Genomic DNA, 23,808 nt, shown 5'->3' with positions numbered 1-23,808 from the left:
CTAGTTTCGGTTGCGGTTAACTTTGATCACATCCGGCATGATACGGATTTTACGCATAATGTTTGCCAAATGGATGCGATCGCGGGTGGTCAAGCGGATAAAGGCGCTATAAACCCGACCGTCTTTCTCTTCGGTGTTCAGGCTCTGAATATTGGACTCGGCCGCGTTGATCGCCGCCGTCAGGTTGGCCAGCGCGCCCTGGTGGTTAAACATATCCACCTTGATCTCGGCGATGAACTCCTGCTCGGTCTCTTTATCCCACTCGACCGCCATGAACTTCTCAGGCTCTTTCTGATAGCCGCGAATATTGCGGCAGGATTCATGGTGGATCACCAGCCCTTTGCCCGGGCTGACGTGAGCGATAATCGGGTCGCCCGGAATCGGACGGCAGCACTTGGCGAAGGTGATCAACACCCCGTCGGCGCCCTTGATGGCCAGGTTACGCACGCCGGAGGAGGTGCCCAGGCTGGACTGATCGCCCTGCAGGTTCTTCGCTACCACCACGCTCATGGCGTTGCCTAGGCCGATTTCCGCCAGCAGATCGTCCAGCGTCGCCAGCTTCATGCGGTCCAGCTCGTGCTGAATGTTTTCCTGCGGGATTTCGGCCAGCTTGCGGCTGCCGCCCAACGCATGGTTGAGCAGACGGCGGCCGAGGCCAACGGAGTCGTCACGCTTGAGGTTCTTCAACATCTGGCGGATTTTGGCGCGCGCTTTCGAGCTGACCACGAAGTTCAGCCAGGCGGCGTTGGGCCGTGCGCCCGGTGCGGTGATGATCTCGACGGTTTGGCCGCTGGTCAGCGACTGCGACAGCGGGTACGGCTGACGATCGACGCGTGCGCCGACGCAGGCATGGCCGATATCGGTATGCACCGCATAGGCGAAGTCGACCGGCGTGGCGCCGGCGGGCAGCTCGACGATGCGGCCTTCCGGGGTGAAAACGTAAATCTCATCCGGGAACAGATCGGATTTGACGCTCTCGATAAATTCAAACGAACTGCCGGCACTTTGCTGCAGCTCCAGCAGGCTTTGCATCCAGCGCTGGGCGCGGATCTGCGCCGTGGTGCCGGTTTCGCCCTGTTCTCTTTCCTTGTAAGCCCAGTGCGCGGCCACCCCCATCTCAGCCATCTGATCCATATCTTCGGTGCGGATCTGCACTTCGACCGGCACGCCGTGCGGGCCGATCAGCGAGGTATGCAGCGATTGATAGCCGTTGGCCTTGGGAATGGCGATGTAATCTTTTACTCGCCCCGGGCGCGGTTTGTACAGGCTATGCACCTGGCCGAGCACGCGGTAGCAGGTATCGACCTCTTTCACGATCACCCGGAACGCGTAGATATCCATGATGGAATGGAAACGCTGTTCTTTGAGGTGCATCTTGAGGTAGATAGAGTAGAGGTGTTTTTCCCGCCCGCTGACGCGACAGGCGATGCCGGCTTCGGTCAGCCGCCCTTCGATCTCGGAGAGGATTTTTTGAATCATCTCTTTGCGGTTGCCGCGCGCGGCCTTCACCACTTCCTTGATCACGCGATAGCGGTTCGGATACAGCGCCTCGAAACCCAGCTCTTCCAGCTCGGTTTTCAGGTGATGAATACCCAGACGGTGGGCGAGGGGGCTGTAGATTTCCAGGGTTTCACGCGCGATGCGCCGGCGTTTGTCGGGGCGCAGCGAACCAAGGGTGCGCATGTTGTGCGTACGGTCGGCCAGCTTGATCAGCACGACGCGGATATCCTGCACCATCGCCATGATCATCTTGCGGAAGTTTTCCGCCTGCGCTTCTTTCTTGTCCTGGAACTTCAGCTTGTCGAGCTTGGAGACGCCCTCAACCAGTTCGGCGACGCTCTTGCCGAACAGCTGTTCCATATCCTGATAGGTGGCTGGGGTGTCTTCGATGACGTCGTGCAGCAATGCCGCCATCAGCGTCTCGTGATCGAGACGCATTTCCGCCAGGATGCAGGCCACGGCGACCGGGTGAGTAATGTAAGGCTCACCGCTGGAGCGTGTCTGGCCCTCGTGCGCGTCGCGCGCGACGAGGTATGCCTGTTTGAGGCGCTTAATCTGCTCCTCGGGCAGGTAACGTTGAATCAGCAGATTCAGGCTTTCAAACAGGTACAAGGCGGACTCGCAGTCTAATTAACGACGACCTTCAGCAATCGCGGTAACCGCTTGAATCTCTGCGGCTTCCTGCTCTTGCTGTTCCTGGCGCTCACGCACGTCGAGGATCTGGCTGGTGATCAGGCCTTCTTCGATTTCGCGCAGGGCGATAACGGTGTACTTGTCGTTCTCTTCCGGAACCAGTGCATCTTTGCCGCCGGTCTGGATCTGACGCGCCCGACGAGCAGCGACCAACACCAGGTCAAAACGGTTACCAATTTTCTCTACAGCGTCTTGAACAGTTACGCGTGCCATATTTGTGCTACTCCACAGGTGACGAAAAGACTGGGCATGATACTGAAACTGCCTTCAGTCTGCCAATAGTTTGCTGATTAAAGCGTCATGCCGCAGCAACTGGCGGCCCAAACGCAGGCGTTCGGCGCGAATGATGGTCTTCAGATCGGACAGCGCCAGATCGAAATCATCGTTCACGATCAGGTAATCGTACTCCGCGTAATGCGTCATTTCCGCCACGGCCTGAGCCATGCGCTTGGCGATCACCTCTTCGGAATCCTGCCCGCGCCCGCGAAGGCGGCGGCCCAGTTCTTCCTTCGACGGCGGCAGAATGAAGATGCTGCGCGCCTGCGGCATTTTGGCGCGGATTTGCTGTGCGCCCTGCCAGTCGATATCCAGAAACACGTCTACGCCGGTTGCCAACACTTGTTCGATGGCGGCGCGCGAGGTGCCGTAATAGTTGCCGAACACTTCGGCGTGCTCAAGAAACGCGTCCTGCTCGATCATCCGGCGGAATTCGTCTTTCGAGACGAAGAAATAGTGTTCGCCGTGATTTTCACCTGGGCGGCTGTCGCGCGTGGTGTGCGAAACCGAAACCTGCGTGTCGTACAGCGGTTGCGTCTTTAACAAAGCCTGAATCAGACTTGATTTACCTGCGCCACTGGGAGCAGAGACAATATAAAGCGTGCCTTGAGCCATGATGATGTTCGTTGATAACGGTTGATATGCCAATAACAGCGGATGTGTATTTTCTCCGCACAGTATACACGGCTAACGCGCCGGGTGCAGCGTTAGCTCGCATTTTGCCCGCCGCTTTGCGCGGAAAAAGCGGCGAATGAGCGAATTTGCGCGTCGAAGGGCAACATTTCAGCAGTTTTGGCCTCGGCGGCGAGGCCATGTCAGATTACGGCGCGTCGGTAATGCGGGGGGCGGACGAAGGGGTTTCCCGTGCGGGGTGGCGGAGAAAGAGAAAGATAATGACGGCGGACGCCAGCGTCGTCAGGGCGAGTAGGTACAGCAGATTCTGGAAAGCCAGTTCGTAGGCGTGCTTCAGCCGTGCGGCGTCCGCATTGAGCAGGGCGGTCGCCCGCGGCATATCCCCCATGGCCAGGGCGTGCGCGCCGGCGGCGTTTGCGGTTGGGGGAGCGAGATGGCGCCCAACCAACAAAGCCAACAGGGCACCGACGATCGCCAATGCAATGCCTTCCCCCGCGACGCGAACGGTGCTGAAAATGCCGGTCGCCATGCCCGCTCGCTCTCGCGGCACGACGCTGACGGCTAAACCGTCCATCAATCCCCAGGGCAAGCTGATACCGCAACCGATGGTCAGCATCGGTAGCAGTAACCGCGCGAGCGATTGCCCCGGCGCATAGTGCGCCAGCCATGCCAGCCCGGCGGCGCAAATCAACAAGCCGAGGCTGGAAACGGCGCCGGCGGAAAAGCGGTGAGCGAATGCCCCGGTCAGCAGCGGCAGCACCAGCATTGGTGCGGACAACGTCAGCATCATCATGCCGGTTTCCACGGTGCTGTAACCCTCGATGCCGATAAATCGGAGGGGAAGTAGCACCAGCAACACCACGTACGAATAGGCCGGCGCTGCCGCCAACAGCTGTACGCCGACAAAGCGCGGGTAGCGAAACAGCGACAGATCGAGCATCGGCCGAGCGGTGCGGCGTTCAATCAGGATAAAAGCCAGCATAAACAGCAGCGCGCCGGTCAGCGGCCTAATGACTTGCGTGCTGCTCCAGCCGCTGTCGGGCGCCAGCAGCACGGCGTAAGTCAACAGCGACAGCGCCAGCGTAAAGACGATGGCGCCGGGCCAATCGAGGCGAGAGGCGGCGGGATCGCGCGATTCGGGCATATCGCGCTGGCCGCTGAACAATGCAATGGCGCTGAGCAGCGCCAGGCAGAGAAAAAGCGCGCGCCAGCCGAAGAGCTGCGTCAGCGTGCCGGCCAGCAGCGGCCCGAATGCCAGCCCGATGCCGAACGTGGTGCCCAGCAGGCTGAAGGCCTTGCTTCTCTCCGGCCCGTTAAATACCTGGGCCAGGCTTGCGGTGCCGCCGGCCAGCGCGGCCGCGGCGGAGATGCCTTGCAGCGCGCGTATCGCGTCGAAGGACATAATGTCTTGCGCTGCGCTCATGAGCAGGGCGCTGAGCGCGAGCGCCGCCAATCCACAGATAAATACGCGCTTGCGGCCAAAACGATCGGCGAGCGCTCCGGCGAGCATCAGGCTGCAGCCGAAGGTCAGCATAAACGCGTTGGTGACCCAACTGAGCGCGACCAGTCCGCCGCCCAAATCTTTGGCGATCGCGGTGAGCGCGACTGCGGGGCCGGTAAAGCTCAACGGCATGATCAGGCCTGCGAGACACACGGAAAAGAGTATGAGCCAGCGCTGCGGGTGCGCATTCCGGGATGGATGAGCGTTCATGGGCGATTCCTGATGCGGTGGTTTCGATGGGTATGGATGATAAATAAGACTGAATAGGTTAAAAATAAGGCTGAATTCCACACTTTCAGGACAAAAACGCTCTAATGGGGGCCATATGGAAAGTTTGAGCGGGCTGCTGGCGTTTGTTCGCGCTGCCGAATCGTGCAGCTTTGTCGCTGCTGGGGAGCGATTGGGGGTGTCAGCCTCGGCGGTGGGTAAAAGCGTGGCGCGGCTGGAGGCGTCGTTGGGCGTTAGGCTGTTCAACCGCAGCACCCGGCGCATCAATTTGACGGAGGAAGGGGCGCTATTTTACGAACGCTGCCGGCGTATTGTTAGTGATATCGAGAACGCTGAAGCCGAGATGGCACGTATTTCAGAGGCGCCGCGCGGCAAGCTGCGCGTCAGCATGCCCGCCATCGGTTACCGCATGCTGGTGCCGCTGTTGGCTGATTTTACCGCACGTTATCCTGAGATTGAGTTGGATGTGGACTTCAACGATCGCATCGCGGATCTGATCGCCGAGGGCGTTGATGTGGCGGTTCGCGGCGGAGAGCTGGCTGATTCCCGCCTGATGGCGCGGCGTCTTGGACCGTTTCGCCAGGTTTTGGTCGGCGCGCCGGACTACTTCCGCCGGCGCGGAACGCCGTTGAAACCGGCGGATCTGCTCGAGCATGCTTGTTTGCGTTATCGCTTCCCGGGCGGGCAGCAGTTGCAAGCGTGGCGGCTGAGCGCCGACGATGAGGCGCTGTTGTTAAGCTTGCCGGTGACGATGAGTTTCAGCAGCGTTGAGGCGCTAATCCATGCGGCGCAGCAGGGATTGGGCATCGCCTACCTGCCGGATTTCACTTTGAGCCAGGCTCTGCGCGGCGGGCAGCTGACGGCGGTGCTGCAAGACAGCACGCCCGAGCGCGGCGCGTTTTCTGCCGTGTGGCCCTCTAACCGGCACATGTTGCCGAAAGTCCGGGTGTTCGTGGATTATCTGGCACGGTACATGCTGCCGGACGATCAGTGATCCGGATGCTGGTAGTTGAACACCGGCAGGCCGAGGCGGAAGCGCAGGGCGATCAGGCGCGCGCTCAGGCCGGCGACCAACGTGAGGATCACCACCAGATTGTGCGGCAGGCTGAGGTGCTGCAGGCCGATATACAGCCAGGCGGCGCTGAAGGAGATGCCGGCGTAGATCTCTTTCTGGAAAACCAGCGGGATGCGGTTGCAGAACATATCGCGCAGCACCCCGCCGAAGACGCCGGTGATCACCGCGGCGATGGCGGCGATAATGGTGCTATGCCCCATATCCAGGGCTACCTGTGCGCCGATGATGGAGAAGACGATCAGGCCGACGGCGTCGAGCACCAGGAACAGGCGGCGCAGATGGCGCATCAGAGGAGCCACCCAGGTGGTGACGATCGCCGCTATCGCGACGATGACGATGTATTCCGGGTGTTTGACCCAGCCCAATGGAAAATGCCCGAGCAGCATATCGCGCACCGACCCGCCGCCGATCGCCGTGACCGAAGCGATGATGATCACGCCGAACATGTCCATTTGGCGGCGGCCGGCCGCCAGCGCGCCGGTCATGGCTTCGGCGGTGATGCCGATGATATAAAGGATGCTCAGTAACATAAGGGATTCACAGCGTACTTGCGTCAGAATGATGGCCGGCAGGGTAATCGCCGCCGATGGCGCGCGCCACTGAGTTTTTTTCACCGATGGCGTTTCGGATTAATTTAGCTAATCCAAACTCCGTTTTTATTGCCGGTAACCAGCCTTTTTTAACATCTGGCTGTTGATGAAAGCATTAGAAATTTCGCGCTGGTTTCCATCGCTGACTATGCTTTTTGCAGCTAACCCTTCAACCGAGAAACCGAGACTGCAGATGAAAAACTCCCCGAAACTGGCCGCCGGCGCCGTGGTAGCCGCCCTGCTGCTGAGCGGCTGCGTGGCACCAGGCCACCAGGCTGTGCCATCCGCCCTGGCTTGCCGTGCTGGCGATCCGCTGGTGCAAACAACGCTCTACTTCGGCCTGAATCGCCCGGCGGGGCCGACGATCACCGCGGCCGAGTGGCAAACCTTCGTCGACAGCCAGGTGACGCCCCGCTTTAAAGACGGGCTGACGGTCTTTGATGCCAAAGGGCAGTGGCTGGGCCACGACGGCAAGCTGGCGCGCGAGAACAGCAAGGCGCTGCTGTTGATCCATTCGCCGGGCAAAGAGAGCGAGGCGAATATCGAGGCGCTACGCAGCGGCTATAAGCAGCAGTTTGCGCAGGATTCGGTGATGCGGGTGGATGCACCGGTGTGCGTGGCGTTTTAAAGCGAACTCCCGGCCATGCGGCCGGGAGTGGGGATTACAGCACTAGGCCGGCGATGGCCGCCGACAGCAGGCTCACCAGCGTCGAGCCATAAACCAGCTTCAGGCCAAAACGGGAAACCACGTTGCCTTGCTGCTCGTTCAGCCCCTTGATGGCACCGGCGACGATGCCGATGGAGGCGAAGTTGGCGAACGACACCAGGAACACCGACAGAATGCCCAGCCCGCGCGGCGACAGCTCCGCCGCGATTTTCTTCAGCTCAATCATCGCCACGAATTCGTTGGCCACCAGTTTGGTCGCCATGATGCTGCCCGCCTTCAGCGCCTCTTCCGCCGGGATGCCGATCAGCCAGGCCAGCGGATAGAACACATAGCCGAGGATCTGCTGGAAGCTGATGCCGAGCACCGCGGAGAACAGCGCATTGACGGCGGAGATCAGTGCGATAAAGCCGATCAGCATCGCCGCGATGATCATCGCAATCTTGAAGCCGGCCAGAATGTACTCACCCAACATTTCGAAGAAGCTCTGATCTTCATGCAGTTTGTTCAGCTTCAGCTCCGGCTCGTCTTCGACCTGATACGGGTTGATGATCGACAGGATGATGAAGGTGCTGAACATATTAAGGATCAAGGCCGCCACCACATATTGTGCGTCGATCATCGACATGTAGGCGCCGACGATGGAGAGCGAAACCGTCGACATGGCGGTCGCGGCCATGGTGTACATGCGGCGCGGCGAGATATCGCCGATGATGCCCTTGTAGGCGATAAAGTTCTCCGACTGCCCCAGCACCAGCGTGCTGACGGCGTTGAACGACTCCAGCTTGCCCATGCCGTTGACCTTGGACAGCAGGGTGCCGACCAGGCGGATGATCAGCGGCAGGATACGGAAATGCTGCAAAATGCCGATCAGGGCGGAAATAAAGATGATAGGGCACAAAACGCCGAGGAAGATGAACGCCAGGCCATCCTTGCTCATGCCGCCGAACACGAACTCCGATCCTTGGGCGGCGTAGGCGAGCAGGGTGTCGAAGAAGCCGGCGACGTGTTTGATCACGCTGAGCCCGCTGGCGGAATGCAGGAAGAAATAGGCCAGCGCGCCTTCGATCACCAGCAGCTGGATGATATAGCGCAGGCGGATTTTCTTGCGATTATTGCTGACCAGCAGCGCCAGGGCGATGATCACCACCAGAGCCATAATAAATTGCAGAATTTGTGGCATAAACGGTCCGTACGGTTCACGGGCAGGAAAAAAACACATTTAGCCACAGCATCGTCGTCCTTTCATTACCTTGCGTGATAATTAGAACAAAATACTTATGGCATGCGGGATATCTTGCCAAATGTCATCCACACGCGCTGTCCGGCAGTTTTTCATAAGCTCCCCGGCGAGCCCTCTCCCCAGAGGCATGCCGGCTCGCAACCTGATGCAATCGCCGTCACTCGCGTGCAAACGCCTGGAACCTGGATCGCAATGAGTGATTTTTCCCGACGCAAAGCGTGGTTTTCTTGGCTGAGGCGGAGAAACATGTTTGGGAAAGGTGCCGTGACCGGCGCGCATTTTCTCGAACAAGGAGGCGAACGATGAATACCGGCACGTTGCTCAGGGCGCTGGCCAACGGCGTTAATCCCGATACCGGCGAGCTGTTGAGACCGGCTTCTGCGGCCTGTGCGCCGGAGGCTATCCGCCTGCTGTTCGCGTTGGCCAACGAGTTCGATGGCGAGTCCGAACTGCAGGAAAAAGCCCGGCTGACGCCGGAAGAGAAGCGGCAGAAAAATCGCACCGAGGGTCGGCCGGCCAATGCCTACTTCCCCTGGTCGGAAGAGGAAAAACTGCGGCTGCGCGAGAGCCATGCGGCCGGGGCGACGCTGGAAGCGCTGAGCGATGAGTTCGAGCGCTCAACCTGGAGCATTACGGTGCAGCTACAGAAAATGGGGCTGACGGGTGAAGAGCAGGCGGCCGCTTATCGCTGATCTGTAGCCATAAAAAAGCCCGCTTGGCGCGGGCTTGGTGGCGTGCGGAGCGGGATCACTCGATATTCTGGATCTGCTCGCGCATCTGCTCGATCAGCACTTTCAGCTCGATGGCGGAAGCGGTGACGTCGGCGTTGATCGACTTGGAGGCCAGGGTGTTCGATTCGCGGTTGAACTCCTGCATCATAAAGTCGAGGCGGCGGCCGACGGCTTCTTTCTTCTTCAGGATGTTGTGCGTCTCTTTCACGTGCGCTTCCAGACGGTCCAGCTCTTCGGCGACGTCGATGCGTTGCGCCATCAGCACCAGCTCTTGCTCCAGGCGGGTGTTTTCCAGCTGTACCTGCGCCTCTTCCAGCTTGCTGACCAGACGCTCGCGCTGCCATTGCAGGATGTTCGGCATCTGGGCGCGCACTTTGACCACTTCGGCACTGACGCCGTCGAGGCGTTGTTCGATCAGCGTTTTCAGCGCGGCGCCTTCGCTTTCGCGTGCGACGATGAAGTCATCCAGCGCACCGTCCAGCGACTGCATCAGCTCGGCGCTGATGGCGTCCAGATCCTGCTCCTGCGCGGACATCACGCCCGGCCAGCGCAGCACGTCGATCGGGTTGATTTCCCCTTCGTCGCTCTGCATTTTCACCCAGTTGGCGGCTTCGACCAGCTGTTTGGCCAGTTTTTCGTTCAGGATCAGCGAGCTTTGCGCGCTTGGATCCAGTTCGAAACGCAGGTTGCATTCGACTTTGCCGCGGGTCAGGCGGCCACGGATACGTTCACGGATCACCGGCTCCAGGCTGCGGAATTGTTCCGGCAGGCGGATGTAGGTTTCTAAGTAGCGCTGGTTAACGGAACGCAGCTCCCAGGCTGCGCTGCCCCATTCACCCTTGATTTCACGCCGGGCGTAGGCGGTCATGCTGCGGATCATTGATGCGTACCCGTAATAGGAAAAGATGGGGCGATTATAGCGTCGCGGCTGCGGGCAGGATAGGCATTACGTCACGAAGCCCGTATAATGCGCAGCCAATCGTTGATTTGAAGCCGGAGAGAGCCCATGCGTCCTGCAGGCAGAGCACCACAGCAAGTTCGCCCCCTGACACTGACCCGTCACTATACCAAACACGCTGAAGGTTCAGTGCTGGTTGAGTTTGGCGATACCAAAGTCTTGTGCACCGCCACGGTAGAAGAGGGCGTTCCGCGCTTCCTGAAAGGCCAGGGGCAAGGTTGGATCACCGCCGAGTACGGCATGCTGCCGCGCTCTACCCACAGCCGCAATGCCCGTGAAGCCGCCAAAGGCAAGCAGGGTGGCCGCACGCTGGAGATCCAGCGTCTGATCGCGCGCTCGCTGCGCGCCGCGGTGGATCTGAAAAAGCTCGGTGAATTCACCATCACCCTCGACTGCGACGTACTGCAGGCCGACGGCGGTACCCGCACCGCCTCCATCTCCGGCGCCTGCGTGGCGCTGGCCGATGCGCTGAACACGCTGGTGGCCAACGGCAAGCTGAAAGCCAACCCGATGAAGGGCATGGTGGCGGCGGTTTCCGTCGGCATCGTCAATGGCGAAGCGCTGTGCGATCTGGAGTATGTGGAGGATTCCGCGGCGGAAACCGACATGAACGTAGTGATGATGGAAGATGGCCGCATGATTGAAGTGCAGGGTACCGCCGAAGGCGAGCCGTTCAGCCACGATGAGCTGTTGGCGCTATTGGCGCTGGCCCGAGGGGGCATCGAAACCATCTTCCAGGCGCAGAAAGCGGCGCTGGCGGACTGATTTTTTAAGGCGACTGAGAAGTCGCCTTTTTTATGCCCGGCGATCGGGCGGCAGCAATGACAAGACCCAAGCAGATTCAGACGAGGAGAAGCAGTAATGAAAGCCTATCAGCGCCAGTTTATCGAGTTCGCGCTTAACAAGCAGGTATTGAAATTCGGCGAGTTCACCCTGAAGTCCGGCCGCACCAGCCCGTATTTCTTCAATGCCGGCCTGTTTAATACCGGGCGCGATCTTGCGCTGTTGGGGCGCTTCTACGCCGAAGCCCTGATGGACTCCGGCATCGATTTCGACCTGCTGTTTGGCCCGGCCTATAAAGGCATTCCTATTGCCACCACCACGGCGGTGGCGCTGGCGGAACACCATGAGCGCGACGTGCCTTACTGTTTTAACCGCAAGGAAGCCAAGACCCACGGCGAAGGCGGTTCGCTGGTCGGCAGCCCGCTGCAGGGGCGCGTGATGTTGGTAGACGATGTGATCACCGCCGGCACCGCGATCCGCGAGTCGATGGAAATCATCGGCGCCAGCGGCGCTTCGCTGGCGGGCGTGCTGATCTCCCTCGACCGTCAGGAACGCGGCCGCGCGGATATCTCCGCCATTCAGGAAGTGGAACGCGACTACCATTGCAAGGTGATTTCGATCGTGACGCTGAAGGACCTGATCGCTTATCTGGAAGAGAAGCCGGAAATGGCGGACCACCTGGCGGCGGTGCGCGCTTACCGCGAGCAGTACGGGGTGTAAGTAAAAACGCCGGGCATGCCCGGCGTTATCTTTATTGCAGCTGGGCCGCCAACAGCGGCCAGCGGGCGTCGAATTCCTGCGTTGGGCGATAGCGGAATTCCGAACGCACATAGCGCGACAACATGCCTTCGCAGAAGGCCAGCAGCTGGCTCGCCAGCAGCGTTTCATCGACGATAAAGCCTTTGCCTTCGCGCAATTTACGCTCTTTCAACACCTGGCGCAGCTGCGCCTCGATGCGTTCGAACAGCTGGTTGATGCGGCCCTGCAGGCGATCCTGTTCAAACATCAGCGCGTGGCCGGTCATGATGCGCGTCAGCCCCGGGTTGCGTTCCGCAAAGCCCAGAATCAGCAGTAAAATCAGGCGCAGACGATTAAACGTCTCTTTCTCGTCCTGCAAGATCAGGTTGATGCGGGTGATCAGACTGTCTTCGATAAACTCGATCAGGCTGTCGAACATCCGTGTCTTGCTGGGGAAATGCCGGTACAGCGCAGCTTCAGAAACACCCACGTTCGCGGCGAGCTTGGCGGTGGTGATGCGTTGGCTGCCGTCGCTGGACTCCAGCATCTGGGCTAACGCCTGCAATATTTCCTCGCGCCGATTCCTTTTCGTATTTTCTTTTTCTGCCATGTCTGATTAGACCCTTGCTAAAACTTAACTGACGGAAACCCGCGCACCGGCCGCTGCAGAGCAGGCTCTGTGCGGCTTATGTGATAGCTTTTTTACGATACTGGGGTCAGCGGCCTTAACGGCCTTTTTCCGCGCTGCCTGGTGTGCGCTGCAATTGTCGCGGTAAAACTTTGCCGCAGAGACATCCTTCTCCCCGGAAAGGCAAGGTTCAGGCGACGTTTCCCTGCCGGCCATCGTGCCTTGGATGGCGCTTAGTGGCGCCCCGAGTGGCCGAAGCCGCCTTCGCCGCGCTCGCTGCTGTCGAATTCTTCCACCAGGTTGAATTCGGCCTGCACCACCGGCACGAAGACCATCTGCGCGATACGTTCGCCCGGCTCGATGGTGAAGTGTTTCTGGCCGCGGTTCCAAACGGACACCATCAGCTGGCCCTGATAATCGGAGTCGATCAGGCCGACCAGGTTGCCCAGCACGACGCCGTGCTTGTGGCCCAGGCCGGAGCGCGGCAGGATCACCGCCGCCAGGCCGGCGTCGGCGATGTGGATCGCGAGGCCGGTAGGCAACAGCGTGGTTTCACCCGGCGCCAGCTCCACCGCGCTGTCCAGGCAGGCGCGCAGGTCGAGACCGGCGGAGCCCGGCGTGGCGTAGGTCGGTAGCGGGAAATCCTGACCGATGCGCGGGTCGAGGATCTTAACGTCGATTTTTTTCATCATAACGGCTGACTATCTCGTCTATTAAACGTTGGCCAAGGAGTGCCTTGTCGCTCAGCGCCAGGCGCTTTTCTCCATTCTGCCAAAAAAGGTGCAGGGCATTGGTGTCGCTGTTGAACCCGTGCTCTGCAAGCGATACATCGTTAGCGCAAATCAAATCCAGCTTCTTACGCGCCAGTTTTTGCCGCGCGTATTCTTCCACATTCTGGGTTTCGGCGGCAAACCCCACGACAAACGGTCGATTTTTGGTCATCGCCGCCACGCCGGCGACGATATCGGGGTTTTTTACCATCTTGAGGACGATTTCATCACCCTGTTTTTTTATTTTTTCATCGGCGATCTGCTCGGGGCGGTAATCGGCCACGGCGGCGCAGGAGATGAAAATCTGCTGCTGCGCGGCGCGCTGTTGCACCGCCTGCTCCATCTCCAGCGCACTGGTGACGTCCACTCGGGTGACCGATGGCGGCGTCGGCAGATTGACCGGCCCGGCGATCAGCGTCACCTGCGCGCCGCGGGCGGCGGCGGCGCGGGCAATCGCGAAGCCCATTTTGCCGGAGCTGTGGTTGCTGATGAAACGTACCGGATCCAGCGCTTCACGCGTCGGGCCGGCGGTGATCATAACCTGCAAATGTTGCAGATCCTGCGGGGCGGAGAAATGACCGTTCGCCAGGTCGACGATGTCCAGCGGATCCAGCATGCGGCCCGGACCGACGTCGCCGCAGGCCTGGCTGCCGCTGTCCGGCCCCCAGAGCAGCATGCCGCGCGCCTGCAGCGTTTGCAGGTTGGCCTGCGTGGCGGCGGCGCGATACATCTGCTGGTTCATGGCGGGGGCGGCGGCGATGGGGGCATCGGTCGCCAGGCAGACGGTGGTCAGCAGATCGTTGGCCATGCCGGCGGCGACGCGCGCCAGCAGATCGGCGGTCGCCGGCGCCAGAATCACCAGATCCGCCCATTTGCCGAGTTCGATGTGGCCCATGGCGGCTTCGGCGGCGGGATCCAACAGATCGTCGGACACCGGGTGGCCGGAAACGGCCTGCAGCGTCAGCGGCGTAATGAACGCCTTGGCGGCGTGGGTCATCACCACGCGCACTTCTGCGCCCCTGTCGCGCAGGCGGCGCACCAGCTCTGGGCATTTGTAGGCGGCGATGCCGCCGCTGATGCCAAGCACAATATGTTTGCCGGAAAGTCCCGTCATCATCATTGTCCGATTGAAAGCCGAAAGATGCGCCATTTTAGCATATCCGCCGTTCAGGTGAGTGATTCCGCAATGGCTGCAGGGTATTACATTGTGCTTTGCGAAACACTTCGCAATGTTATCAAACACCTGTCGAACGCGCCGGGTGGCACATGGCATGCTGTAGCCCTTTCAGGGAGGAATACGATGAGCAACCCGATTGTGGCGTGCTGGCCGGGTGCGCTGGCGCCGCGTGAAAAGCTGTTGATGCAGGGGGCGGCGGCGCTGTCCGACGCAGAGCTGTTGGCCATTTTCTTGCGTACCGGGTTGCCCGGCGTGCACGTGATGCAGCTGGCGGAGCAGCTGCTGCGTCGGTTCGGCTCGCTTTATCACCTGATGTCGGCCGACCATCAGGCTTTTTGCAGCCAAAAAGGTCTGGGGGACGCCAGCTATACGCAGCTACAGGCGATTGCCGAGCTGGCGCTGCGCTTCTTTTCCAGCCATTTGTCGCAGGAAAACGCCATGCTCAATCCGCGCGTCACCCAGCATTATCTGCAAAGCCTGCTGGCGCATCGCGAGCGAGAGGTCTTTTTGGTATTGTTTTTAGACAATCAGCACCGGGTTATTCGCCATCAGGAGATGTTTGCTGGTACCATCAGCAGCGTCGTCGTCTACCCGAGAGAAATTGTGCGTGAAGCGTTGAAGGCTAATGCCGCCGCGCTGATTCTCGCGCATAATCACCCTTCGGGTAAGGCTGAACCCAGTCATGCCGACCGTTTGATAACGGAACAGGTGGTGAAAGCCTGTCAGTTATTGGAGATCCGAGTGCTTGATCATTTGGTGATCGGTCGGGGTGAATGCGTCTCTTTTGCCGAGCGCGGATGGCTTTAAGCGATTTTTTCGCGATCCTTGTGGGATCTTTAGCTGTTCGGGACTTGAGCACTTACGCTTCAGAGCGTATACTACGCCACCTTTGAGAATCTTGGGTTTGGCGCAAGAGCCTATCTCAGCAGGTTTCTGACCTGATGTGTGGTTTCTACCTGATGACGAGAGTCTCCTCAGTATGAAGTTTGCTGAGATGGGCTCTAAAAGCCTGACGAGGCGGCCATACCCTATACGAAGCTCGAGCTGATTTGATTTTTGGAGAATAGACATGTCCCGAGTCTGCCAAGTTACTGGCAAGCGCCCGGTGAGCGGTAACAACCGTTCCCACGCAATGAACGCGACCAAACGCCGTTTTCTGCCTAACCTGCACTCACACCGTTTTTGGGTTGAGGCTGAGAAGCGCTTTGTAACTCTGCGTGTATCTGCTAAAGGTATGCGTGTTATCGATAAGAAGGGTATTGAGACGGTTCTGGCCGATCTGCGTGCCCGTGGTGAGAAGTATTAAGGAACTGAATCATGGCTAAAGGTGTTCGCGAGAAGATCAAGCTGGTTTCTTCTGCTGGTACTGGTCACTTCTATACCACCACGAAGAACAAGCGTACTAAGCCGGAAAAATTGGAACTGAAGAAATTCGATCCAGTTGTCCGTCAGCACGTAGTATACAAAGAAGCTAAAATTAAATAATTTTAGTGGATTAATGAAAAACCCGGCCTTGGCCGGGTTTTTTGTTTTATAAAGGGTAGAAAACGTCGGAGGGGAAGCCAGATGCCTGAATTACCGGAAGTTGAGACGAGCAGACGCGGTATAGAGCCTTATCTTGTCGGCCACAGCATTCAGTATGCGGTGGTGCGCAACGCGCGCCTGCGCTGGCCGGTTTCCGAGCAGATCCTGACGCTGAGCGATCGGCCGGTGCTCAGCGTGCAGCGCCGGGCCAAATACCTGCTGATCGAGCTGGAGAGCGGTTGGATTATCGTGCACCTGGGCATGTCGGGCAGCCTGCGCATACTGCGCGAGGAAAACGAAGATGAAGCCGGCAAACACGACCACGTCGATCTGGTGATCAGCAACGGCATGATCTTGCGCTATACCGATCCGCGCCGTTTCGGCGCCTGGCTGTGGTGCGAAGACCTGGCGGCCAGCAGCGTGTTGGCGCATCTGGGGCCGGAACCGCTGAGTGAAGCGTTCAACGGCGACTACCTGTATGAAAAATCACGTAATAAGCGCACGCTGATCAAACCGTGGCTGATGGATAATAAGCTGGTGGTCGGGGTCGGTAACATTTACGCCAGCGAATCGCTGTTCAGCGCCGGGATCTTGCCCGATCGTCCGGCGGGATCGTTGAGCAAAACCGAAGCGGAACTGCTGGTGAAGACCATCAAGGCGGTATTGCAGCGCTCTATCGAGCAGGGCGGCACGACATTGCGCGACTTTTTGCAGTCGGACGGCAAACCGGGGTATTTCGCGCAGGAGCTGCAGGTTTACGGGCGGGCGGGAGAACCGTGCCGCGCGTGCGGCACGCCGATCGAATCCGCCAAGCACGGGCAGCGCAGCACCTTCTTTTGCCGCCGCTGCCAGCGCTGAGCATCACTCGGCGGCGAGCTTCGCCATCAGCGCCTGGGTGACCACATCAGGCAGGAAAGGCGCGATATCGCCGCCGTGACGGGCGACCTCCTTCACCAGCGAGGAGGAGATGAACGACCACTCTTCGGAAGGCATCAGGAACACGCTTTCCAGCGTCGGCATCAAATGGCGGTTCATGTTCGCCAGCTGCAATTCATATTCAAAGTCAGACACCGCACGCAGGCCGCGCACCAGGATATTGGCATTCTGGTGAGCGGCGAAGTGCGCCATCAGCTCGCTGAAACCCAGCACTTCCACATTGCCCAGATGCGAGGTGACCTGCGTCGCCAACGCCACGCGCTCCTCCAGACTGAACAGCGGTTTTTTGCTCGGGCTGGCGGCGATGGCCAGAATCACGTGATCGAACATCAGTGACGCGCGCGTCACTAAATCCAGGTGGCCGTTGGTCATGGGATCGAAGGTCCCGGGATAGATGGCTTTGCTGGTCATGATTCACTTCTCTGAGTAGTTGCGGCCCAATGCCCATAATGCGGCATATTTATTGAAGGTATATTGCGCGTTGACCACCGCTAACAGCAACCCCTGTTTACCGTCGAGGAAGCCGGCACGCAGCAGCCAGGTTTTGACGAAGGCGCCGAGCGTGTGGGTCAGAATAGACAGGTAGCCGCAACGCTTGCCGGCCCGGTGGCGCTGCGTGGCCCACTCTTCGGCGTAACGCAGCTGTTTGCGCTGAAAGGCGAAGAAGTCGCGGCAGGTCAGGTGCAGCATATCGCCGCTGAGGGGGATCACCTTGGCGTCGCCGATATTCAGCGATTCGTGCACCAGATCGTCGTTATAGCGATAGCGTTGGTTGGCGTACAGGCGGTTGACGCGGTCGGGATACCAGCCGCTGTGGCGCATGAAGCGGCCTAGAAACAGGTTGCGCCGCGCACAGCTGTAGACGGCGCCATCGTCCGGCGCGTTCAACACCCGCTCGATGGATTGCCGCAGCTCGGGCGTGACGCGTTCGTCGGCGTCGATCATCAATACGTAGTCATGGCTGGCGTAGCTTTGCGCCAGCTGACGCTGCTTGCCGAACCCTTGCCAGTCGGTGTGCGTGAAGACTTTGGCGCCCAGGCTTTCGGCGACGGCGACGCTGTCGTCCTCGCTGCCGGAGTCCAGCACGATGATTTCATCGGCCCACTCGACCGAACGCAGACAGTCCGGCAACAGCCCGGCTTCGTTTTTGGCGATCATCACTACCGACAGGCTTTTGCGGCTGCTCATTCAGTGGCTCCGGGGCGGCAGGTGCGGTTCCAGCAGCTGCAGCAGGCGCTGCAACGCTCCCTGATTCTGATACAGCACTTCCACCGCATGGCGGCCGTAGTAACGACGGTAGTCTTCGTCGGTTAACAGGGTTTCCACTTCCTTCACCAGCGAATCCACATCGGTCACGGTGATCAGGCCTTCGGCCTGCGAGAGCTTGGCGCAGATGTCTTTAAAGTTGAAGGTATGCGGGCCCATCAGCACCGGGATGGCGTGCGCGGCGGCTTCCAGCGGGTTGTGCCCGCCGCGTTCCACCAGGCTGCCGCCGACAAAGGCCAGATCGGCGATGCCGTACAGCAGCATCAGTTCGCCCATGGTATCGCCGATCACCACCTGGGTGCTGCCGGACGGAATTTCGCCGCTACTGCGCAGGGTGTAGCTGAAGCCGGCTTTCTGCACCAGCTCCTTGGCGGTCGGGAAGCGTTCCGGATGACGCGGCACCAGGATCAGCAGCAGGTCGGGGTGTGTTTCCAGCAGTTTGCGGTGTGCTTCCAGCAGGATGGTTTCTTCACCGTCATGGGTGCTGGTGGCGATCCACACCGGGCGGCGCGGTGCCCATTGGCGGCGCAGCGTAACGGCGCGGGCGGCCAGCTCCGGGGTGACGGAGATATCGAATTTCAGGCTGCCGGTCACGGCCAGCTGCGAGCGCTTCAGGCCCAGTTCGATAAACCGATCGCCGTCTTCCTGGTTCTGTGCGGCGATCAGCGTAATGCGGCGCAGCATATCGCGCATGAACCCGCCAATTTTCTTATAGCCGGCGGCGGAGCGGGCCGACAGACGCGCATTGGCGATAACCAGGGGGATTTGCCGCTGGTGCAGCGCGTTAATCAGGTTAGGCCACAGCTCGGTTTCCATGATGATCACCAGCTTGGGATTCACCTGATCGAGGAAGCGGTTCATGGAACCGGGCAGATCGTAGGGCAGATAGACATGATGTACGTCTTTGCCGAAAGCAGACTGGACGCGTTCTGAACCTGTTGGGGTCATTGTGGTCACAGTTATCGGCAAAGCGGGGTAACGGTGGCGCAGCGCCCGTACCAACGGGATGGCCGCCAGCGTTTCGCCGACGGAGACGGAATGCAGCATGATGCCGCCTGGCACGACTTTCCCGGCGCAGAAGCCATAGCGTTCCGCCCAGCGTTTACGGTAGGCTGGAGCTTTGCGGCTGCGCAGCAGTAAGCGGAGCCAGATCAGGGGTTGGATGAGGTAGAGTAGTACCTGATATAAACGCAGCAACATTCTATCAATTTCATTTATATGGGTTATTCGGAATAGTACCATAACTGGAAGGGAAAGGCGCTAATTTGGTAACCTTGGGTGTCAGTTTCAGACAACCGGCGAGCGATTTCGCCGACAGGCTCGGAATGAAGAATATTTTAATTATTCGCCGCGACAACATCGGCGATCTTGTTTGCACCACGCCTCTGATTGAAGGGGTGAAAATTGCCTATCCGGACGCTAAAGTTTATCTGCTGATCAATAAAGTCAGCCAGGATGTCGTTAAAAACAATCCTCATCTCGAGAAAGTTTTTGTCTATAAAAAGGCCAAGCACAAGGCGAAGAATGAAACGACGTTGGGCGTTTATTTCGAACGCCTGATGATCTTCCTGAAGCTGCGAAAAATAAAGTTCGATGCGGTCATTCTGGCCAACCCGGTGCCTTGCAAATACAGTTTGCGTTTAGCGAAAATGGCCGGCGCCACCCATATCATCGGCGCCGATTTGGGCACGAAAGATATTCATCGCCCGTTCCGCAAGGACGATTTCCACGGTCAACATCAGGTCGAACATACCTACAGCTATTTATCGGCGATAACCGACCAATCCATACCGATCCCGCCGGTGCGGGTGTTTCTGACGCCTGAAGAGCGGCAATTGGCGGCGCAACGGCTACAAGAGCGTCTGCCGCCGGTCGAGCGCGTATGCGCCGTGCACATCAGCAGCCGCAGCCCGAAACGACGTTGGCCGGTTGAACGCTATGCCGAAATCATCAACCGTCTGGTTGCCGATCCCCACACCGGCGTGCTGATCTTCTGGTCGCCGCAGGGCACGCTGGCGCCGGACGACATCGGTGACCAGCAGCGCGCCGAGCAGCTGCTGGCGCTGTGTCAAAACGAACGCGTCGCGCTTTATCCGACGGCGTCGGTACGTGAGCTGTTGGGCGGGTTCGATTTATGCGACCGGGTGCTGTGCAGCGACGGTGGGCAGATGCATCTTGCCGCCGCGTTGAATAAGGACATGGTGGTGTTCTTTGGCGATACCGATAAAGCCTCCTGGCATCCATGGACCGGCCGTCATCATATTTTGCAGAGTGAGTCGGGGCACTGTGAGGATGTTTCTGTCGACGAGGTTTGGCAGAAAATGCAGGCGCTCAGCTAACGAGGAAAATAAGGCAGGTATCCCCTGCCTTATTTATTTCTCTATTATTTTTCTTTCAGCTCAATATATTGACGGCAAATAGGCTCCAGCCCATAACTCAGCAATTGCTGTTGATTTATCTGCGGCGGATTGGCGTAAATTTCCGTCATTTTTTCTGCCAGCGACGCTTCATTTAATTCCGTCAGCGCGTTAGCCATGCCGGCTTTTTCCAGAATTTCCGCAGGGCCGCCCGGGCAACGGGTGCTGACCACCGGCGTGCCGCACAGCAGCGATTCTACCAGCACGTTGCCAAACCCTTCGCTGTCGGAGCTGAGCACCAGCAGCGAGGCATGACGAATAAACGGGTAGGGATTGGCCTGGAAGCCGAGAAATCGCACGCGCTCTGCGATGCCCAGCTCTGTCGCCAGACGTTTGACCTCGGCGACTCTGGCGTCGTCCCCGGTGCCTATCAAGGCCAGCGGTGCCTGAATGCCCGAGAGCGCATAGGCTTTCAGCAGACGGTCATGCCGCTTGGTGGCGTGAAAGCGGCCGACGTGCACCAGATAGTCCTGGCCGGCCAGTTCGCAAGGCGCCGCCGCCTGTTGCTGGATGGCGTCGATGTCGAACGGGTTGTTGATGACCGCCAGCCGGCGTGGGCGAATCGGCAAGTTCTGCTGCAGATCGTCGCCAACCGCCCGTGAAACGGCGACGATATTTCTCCCCTGGTAAACGTTGGCGATTTTGCGTTGCTTCAGCCAGCGGTCCAGGCCCGTGCGGTGGCCGAGATAGGAGGTGGAGAGAATGCCGTGAATGCAGAACCACAGGCGATCCGCGGCCAACCGCTTGCTGCGGCTGACGATGCGATCGGTTTTATGCAGGTTGGAGAACACCAGATCGAACGCGCCGCGTTGGCGCTCGTGTTCGGCTATCGCCCGATCCAGCGCGGCGGCGCGGCGCGGCAGCTCGGTCAGCTTGCGCCAGGGGGCGCGGCTGCGATCGGCCACCACCTGATAATCAATGCCTGACGGGATAGGATAATTGCAGACGTCGCGCAGCGAGATCAGACTGACGTCATGCCCCTGTTGCTGCATGCCCTGGCACAGGGTCAGCACCACTTTTTCCGCGCCGCCTCCCGGCAGGCCGTCGATGATCATCAGAATACGCATAGCTAATCCAGTAACCGGTTATAGAGGGAAATCAGCTGTTCGGACAGATGCGCCGGCGTAGCCGTCATAATGCGCAATCTCGCCGCTTCGCCCATGGATGATCCCAGCGCCTGGCGCGGCAGCGCCCGAATGGCCTCCGTGATGGCCGGTACGTCGAGCGCGTCGGTCACGAAGCCGTTCTGGCCGGGGGTGATAAACTCGGCGCCGCCGCAGGTGGTGCTGGTGATAACCGGCAGGCCGCACGACATCGCTTCCAGAATCACATTCGGGAACGGATCGTACAGCGTCGGCAGCAGCAGCGCGTCCGCGGCCTGATAGAACGGCAAGGTCTGTTTCTGCACGCCCATAAAGTGAACCCGATCGCCGCAGCCCAGCGACTGCGTCAGCGCCCGGTAGCGTTTTTCGGCCTTGTCTTTGCCGACCACCAACAGGTGGCTGTCGGTCGCCGCCACGGCGCGGATGGCGGCGGCCAGCCCTTTGCGCTCAAAGCCGGAACCGACGAAGATCAGGCAGTGCGCCTGTTGCGGGATCTGATACTGCTCGCGCAGACGTTGGCGCTGGGCCTCGTCGGCGGGCGGGAATTTTTGATTGTCGATGGCGTTATAGATCACCGTGATTTTGTCGGCGGGTACGCCAAAGTCGGCGATGATTTCCTGCTTGATCATCTCGGCGTTGCAGATGACGGCTTTCAGCTCCGGTGCGGCGTACATGGCGCGTTCGGCGCACATCACATAGCGATGATAACGATTGGAGAACAGCCACTTGCGGCGCCATTCCGGCAGCAGGCGCGCGCGCTGCAGCAGCCAGCGGCGGTGCACGCCGTCGCCGGCGCGGTAGATGTCGCAGCCGGGAATGCGCTCGTGGCTTTGCACCAGATCGAAACGCTCTTTCTGCCACAGCGCCCTGGCCGCCACGGCGAAGCCCCGTTCACGGCTGATACGGCCGAGCTTTAACGGATTGCACAGGTGGATGTGCCAGTTGGGATTGGCGTCACCCTGCCATTCGCGAGTGATGACGTTCAGATCGAGATCCTGTTGCTCCAGCGCTTCCAGGGCGCGGGAAACGAAACGTTCGGCTCCGCCGTCTGGGCGGTACTTTTGGCGAACGATCGCCAAACGAAATGCTTTCATGCCAGCGTGCTCCGCGCGGCTGCAATCACCGCGTCTGTAGGAATAAGGTCGAGATACCGTTCGTCGGTGCCGGTATCGATGGCGTCCGGATCGGGCAGTTCGCCGAAGTCGCCGGCCCAGATCACGGCGCCGGTAGCCTGCCACGGCCGCCAAAACGTCAGCTTGGAAGGGCCGAACAGCGCCACGCACGGCGTTTGCAGCGCGGCGGCCATGTGCATCGGCACCGAATCCACGCCGATAAACAGCTTGGCGTGGTCGATCAGGGCGGCCAGTTGGCGCAGCGTCAGCTGGCCGGCCAACGAGATCACGCCCTGCGGCGGGCAGAGCGCCAAAATGCGTTCTACCATGGCTTGTTCTCTGGCGTCGGGGCCGGAGGTGATCACCAACTGGTGGCCGTCGGCCTGTAAGGCGGTGAGGGTGGCGGCCATTTTCTCTTCGCTCCAGCATTTGAAGAACCAGCGCGAGGTGGGCTGCACCACAATATAACTGCCGGCGACGCCCTGTTTCTGCAATTGTTGCTCACAGGTCTGCCAATCCTGCGGATCGTAACTCATGGTCACATGATCACTGAGCACGGGCAGGTTCAGCGGCGCCAGCAGCGAGAGGTTTTGTTCGACGGTATGCAGGTGGGCGTGATTGTCGACCGGCACCAGCTGCGTGTGGCAGTGGCGCCACAGGAAGCCGCGGCGTTTGGGGAAATCGAAGCCCAGACGGATGCGCGCGCCGGTCAGGCGCGTGATAATGGCGCTGCGCCACTGATCGGCCAGGTTGACCACCAGATCGTAGCGCTGCGCCTTCAGGCGGCGCAGCAGCGCCAGCTCGTGCCCCAGGTGCGCGCGGGTGCCCTGTTTTTTCCATTGGCGGTCGATGGCGAACAGCGTCGACAGTTCCGGATTGCTGGCCAGCATCTCCTGCGTTTCCTGATACAGCAGCACATCGATCTGCGCCTGCGGGTAGTTTTGCCGCAGGCTGCTGATGACCGGCGTGACCAGCAGCATATCGCCGTGATGGCGCAGTTTTATGATCAAAATACGCTGTACGGATGGGGCGGAAGTTGGGGCTGGCGCGTCGTTCATCATGAGTCGCTTTCTGGGAAACCAATCTTTGATTCTAAATGACCCGATCGCATGTGGCTACTGTTGCAAGGTTTTCTTGCCGGGCCGCAAAAAAATCGCCGAGCCGGGGACGAATGCGTTTCAACGTTGTCCAAACCAGGCAGCAAAGTCGTTTGCCCTGGCGAAACGGCCTGCGTAACATAGTGCATTCTGTTGATATCAGGC

The 23,808-nt window shown here is 59.6% G+C and carries 26 protein-coding genes; 10 read left to right on the top strand and 16 right to left on the bottom strand.

The window, feature by feature from the left end:
- The 4 genes from spoT to QDT79_RS04055 form a co-directional block, all read right to left on the bottom strand.
- A complete protein-coding gene (spoT, locus tag QDT79_RS04070; protein WP_004931224.1) occupies positions 1-2,112 on the bottom strand; it encodes a bifunctional GTP diphosphokinase/guanosine-3',5'-bis pyrophosphate 3'-pyrophosphohydrolase in 2,112 nt (703 codons plus the stop codon).
- Between the two features lie 18 nt (positions 2,113-2,130).
- The gene (gene rpoZ, locus QDT79_RS04065; protein ID WP_004931221.1) at positions 2,131-2,406 is read right to left on the bottom strand and encodes a DNA-directed RNA polymerase subunit omega; all 276 of its coding nucleotides are present in this window, start codon (positions 2,404-2,406) and stop codon (positions 2,131-2,133) included.
- A 54-nt stretch (positions 2,407-2,460) separates the two neighbouring features.
- Positions 2,461-3,084, bottom strand: coding sequence for a guanylate kinase (gene gmk, locus QDT79_RS04060; protein WP_004931218.1), 624 nt, complete (start codon positions 3,082-3,084; stop codon positions 2,461-2,463).
- A 205-nt stretch (positions 3,085-3,289) separates the two neighbouring features.
- Entirely contained in the window at positions 3,290-4,813 is a 1,524-nt protein-coding gene (locus tag QDT79_RS04055; protein WP_063991289.1) for an MFS transporter, read from the bottom strand.
- A gap of 115 nt (positions 4,814-4,928) precedes the next feature.
- On the opposite strand from QDT79_RS04055, the gene QDT79_RS04050 reads away from it, so the two are divergent.
- On the top strand, positions 4,929-5,825 hold the full coding sequence (locus QDT79_RS04050) for a LysR family transcriptional regulator (RefSeq protein ID WP_107228045.1): 897 nt from the start codon (positions 4,929-4,931) through the stop codon (positions 5,823-5,825).
- On the opposite strand, the gene QDT79_RS04045 is transcribed toward QDT79_RS04050, so the two are convergent.
- Entirely contained in the window at positions 5,819-6,436 is a 618-nt protein-coding gene (locus QDT79_RS04045) for a trimeric intracellular cation channel family protein (RefSeq protein ID WP_107228054.1), read from the bottom strand. The two genes, QDT79_RS04050 and QDT79_RS04045, sit on opposite strands and share 7 nt — an antisense overlap.
- A gap of 253 nt (positions 6,437-6,689) precedes the next feature.
- Here QDT79_RS04045 and QDT79_RS04040 point away from each other — a divergent pair, with 253 nt between their 5' ends.
- Positions 6,690-7,124 carry a DUF3574 domain-containing protein gene (locus QDT79_RS04040; RefSeq protein ID WP_063991291.1) on the top strand — a complete coding sequence of 145 codons (435 nt, stop codon included), beginning with the start codon at positions 6,690-6,692 and terminating at the stop codon, positions 7,122-7,124.
- A gap of 34 nt (positions 7,125-7,158) precedes the next feature.
- On the opposite strand, the gene QDT79_RS04035 is transcribed toward QDT79_RS04040, so the two are convergent.
- Positions 7,159-8,343: a NupC/NupG family nucleoside CNT transporter gene (locus tag QDT79_RS04035; protein WP_004931212.1), complete on the bottom strand. Its 1,185-nt coding sequence runs from the start codon at positions 8,341-8,343 to the stop codon at positions 7,159-7,161.
- 362 nt (positions 8,344-8,705) lie between these two features.
- On the opposite strand from QDT79_RS04035, the gene QDT79_RS04030 reads away from it, so the two are divergent.
- Positions 8,706-9,095 (top strand): hypothetical protein, encoded by a 390-nt coding sequence (locus tag QDT79_RS04030; RefSeq protein WP_107228044.1) that lies wholly within the window; start codon positions 8,706-8,708, stop codon positions 9,093-9,095.
- 55 nt (positions 9,096-9,150) lie between these two features.
- Here the strand turns inward: QDT79_RS04030 and QDT79_RS04025 are convergent, their stop codons facing one another.
- The gene (locus QDT79_RS04025; RefSeq protein ID WP_063991293.1) at positions 9,151-10,014 is read right to left on the bottom strand and encodes a YicC/YloC family endoribonuclease; all 864 of its coding nucleotides are present in this window, start codon (positions 10,012-10,014) and stop codon (positions 9,151-9,153) included.
- Positions 10,015-10,140: 126 nt separating this feature from the next.
- On the opposite strand from QDT79_RS04025, the gene rph reads away from it, so the two are divergent.
- Entirely contained in the window at positions 10,141-10,857 is a 717-nt protein-coding gene (gene rph, locus QDT79_RS04020) for a ribonuclease PH (RefSeq protein ID WP_025160305.1), read from the top strand.
- Between the two features lie 96 nt (positions 10,858-10,953).
- The gene (pyrE, locus tag QDT79_RS04015; protein WP_004931204.1) at positions 10,954-11,595 is read left to right on the top strand and encodes an orotate phosphoribosyltransferase; all 642 of its coding nucleotides are present in this window, start codon (positions 10,954-10,956) and stop codon (positions 11,593-11,595) included.
- A gap of 31 nt (positions 11,596-11,626) precedes the next feature.
- On the opposite strand, the gene slmA is transcribed toward pyrE, so the two are convergent.
- The 3 genes from slmA to coaBC all read right to left on the bottom strand — a co-directional run bounded on the left by slmA (position 11,627) and on the right by coaBC (position 14,128).
- Complete coding sequence (gene slmA / locus QDT79_RS04010) at positions 11,627-12,223, bottom strand: nucleoid occlusion factor SlmA (RefSeq protein WP_025304700.1); 597 nt, start codon at positions 12,221-12,223, stop codon at positions 11,627-11,629.
- Positions 12,224-12,474: 251 nt separating this feature from the next.
- The gene (dut, locus tag QDT79_RS04005) at positions 12,475-12,933 is read right to left on the bottom strand and encodes a dUTP diphosphatase (RefSeq protein ID WP_016929680.1); all 459 of its coding nucleotides are present in this window, start codon (positions 12,931-12,933) and stop codon (positions 12,475-12,477) included.
- The gene (gene coaBC / locus QDT79_RS04000; RefSeq protein ID WP_063991342.1) at positions 12,911-14,128 is read right to left on the bottom strand and encodes a bifunctional phosphopantothenoylcysteine decarboxylase/phosphopantothenate--cysteine ligase CoaBC; all 1,218 of its coding nucleotides are present in this window, start codon (positions 14,126-14,128) and stop codon (positions 12,911-12,913) included. The genes dut and coaBC overlap by 23 nt, the downstream gene beginning before the upstream one ends.
- 183 nt (positions 14,129-14,311) lie before the next feature.
- On the opposite strand from coaBC, the gene radC reads away from it, so the two are divergent.
- From radC to mutM, 4 genes are all read left to right on the top strand, one after another.
- A complete protein-coding gene (gene radC, locus QDT79_RS03995; RefSeq protein WP_025304698.1) occupies positions 14,312-14,995 on the top strand; it encodes a RadC family protein in 684 nt (227 codons plus the stop codon).
- Between the two features lie 262 nt (positions 14,996-15,257).
- Complete coding sequence (gene rpmB / locus QDT79_RS03990; RefSeq protein WP_004931195.1) at positions 15,258-15,494, top strand: 50S ribosomal protein L28; 237 nt, start codon at positions 15,258-15,260, stop codon at positions 15,492-15,494.
- Positions 15,495-15,505: 11 nt separating this feature from the next.
- Complete coding sequence (gene rpmG / locus QDT79_RS03985) at positions 15,506-15,673, top strand: 50S ribosomal protein L33 (protein ID WP_002442576.1); 168 nt, start codon at positions 15,506-15,508, stop codon at positions 15,671-15,673.
- A gap of 81 nt (positions 15,674-15,754) precedes the next feature.
- The gene (mutM, locus tag QDT79_RS03980) at positions 15,755-16,570 is read left to right on the top strand and encodes a bifunctional DNA-formamidopyrimidine glycosylase/DNA-(apurinic or apyrimidinic site) lyase (protein WP_107228043.1); all 816 of its coding nucleotides are present in this window, start codon (positions 15,755-15,757) and stop codon (positions 16,568-16,570) included.
- Positions 16,571-16,573: 3 nt separating this feature from the next.
- On the opposite strand, the gene coaD is transcribed toward mutM, so the two are convergent.
- The 3 genes from coaD to waaA are packed head-to-tail and all read right to left on the bottom strand — an operon-like array spanning position 16,574 to position 19,114.
- A complete protein-coding gene (gene coaD / locus QDT79_RS03975; protein ID WP_063991295.1) occupies positions 16,574-17,059 on the bottom strand; it encodes a pantetheine-phosphate adenylyltransferase in 486 nt (161 codons plus the stop codon).
- 3 nt (positions 17,060-17,062) lie between these two features.
- Positions 17,063-17,836 (bottom strand): glycosyltransferase family 2 protein, encoded by a 774-nt coding sequence (locus tag QDT79_RS03970; protein ID WP_063991296.1) that lies wholly within the window; start codon positions 17,834-17,836, stop codon positions 17,063-17,065.
- Complete coding sequence (waaA, locus tag QDT79_RS03965; RefSeq protein ID WP_060453241.1) at positions 17,837-19,114, bottom strand: lipid IV(A) 3-deoxy-D-manno-octulosonic acid transferase; 1,278 nt, start codon at positions 19,112-19,114, stop codon at positions 17,837-17,839.
- Positions 19,115-19,239: 125 nt separating this feature from the next.
- Here waaA and QDT79_RS03960 point away from each other — a divergent pair, with 125 nt between their 5' ends.
- A complete protein-coding gene (locus QDT79_RS03960; protein WP_049201837.1) occupies positions 19,240-20,253 on the top strand; it encodes a glycosyltransferase family 9 protein in 1,014 nt (337 codons plus the stop codon).
- 44 nt (positions 20,254-20,297) lie between these two features.
- Here the strand turns inward: QDT79_RS03960 and QDT79_RS03955 are convergent, their stop codons facing one another.
- The 3 genes from QDT79_RS03955 to rfaQ are packed head-to-tail and all read right to left on the bottom strand — an operon-like array spanning position 20,298 to position 23,607.
- Entirely contained in the window at positions 20,298-21,398 is a 1,101-nt protein-coding gene (locus tag QDT79_RS03955; RefSeq protein WP_149559987.1) for a glycosyltransferase, read from the bottom strand.
- 2 nt (positions 21,399-21,400) lie between these two features.
- Entirely contained in the window at positions 21,401-22,528 is a 1,128-nt protein-coding gene (locus QDT79_RS03950) for a glycosyltransferase family 4 protein (protein ID WP_063991298.1), read from the bottom strand.
- On the bottom strand, positions 22,525-23,607 hold the full coding sequence (gene rfaQ / locus QDT79_RS03945; protein WP_107228039.1) for a putative lipopolysaccharide heptosyltransferase III: 1,083 nt from the start codon (positions 23,605-23,607) through the stop codon (positions 22,525-22,527). Before rfaQ ends, QDT79_RS03950 begins: the two co-directional genes overlap by 4 nt.
- Positions 23,608-23,808 lie beyond the last annotated feature (201 nt).

The organism is Serratia marcescens (assembly GCF_029846115.1).
Taxonomy (GTDB): domain Bacteria; phylum Pseudomonadota; class Gammaproteobacteria; order Enterobacterales; family Enterobacteriaceae; genus Serratia; species Serratia marcescens_L.
This window is presented reverse-complemented; position numbering and strand designations above follow the sequence as displayed.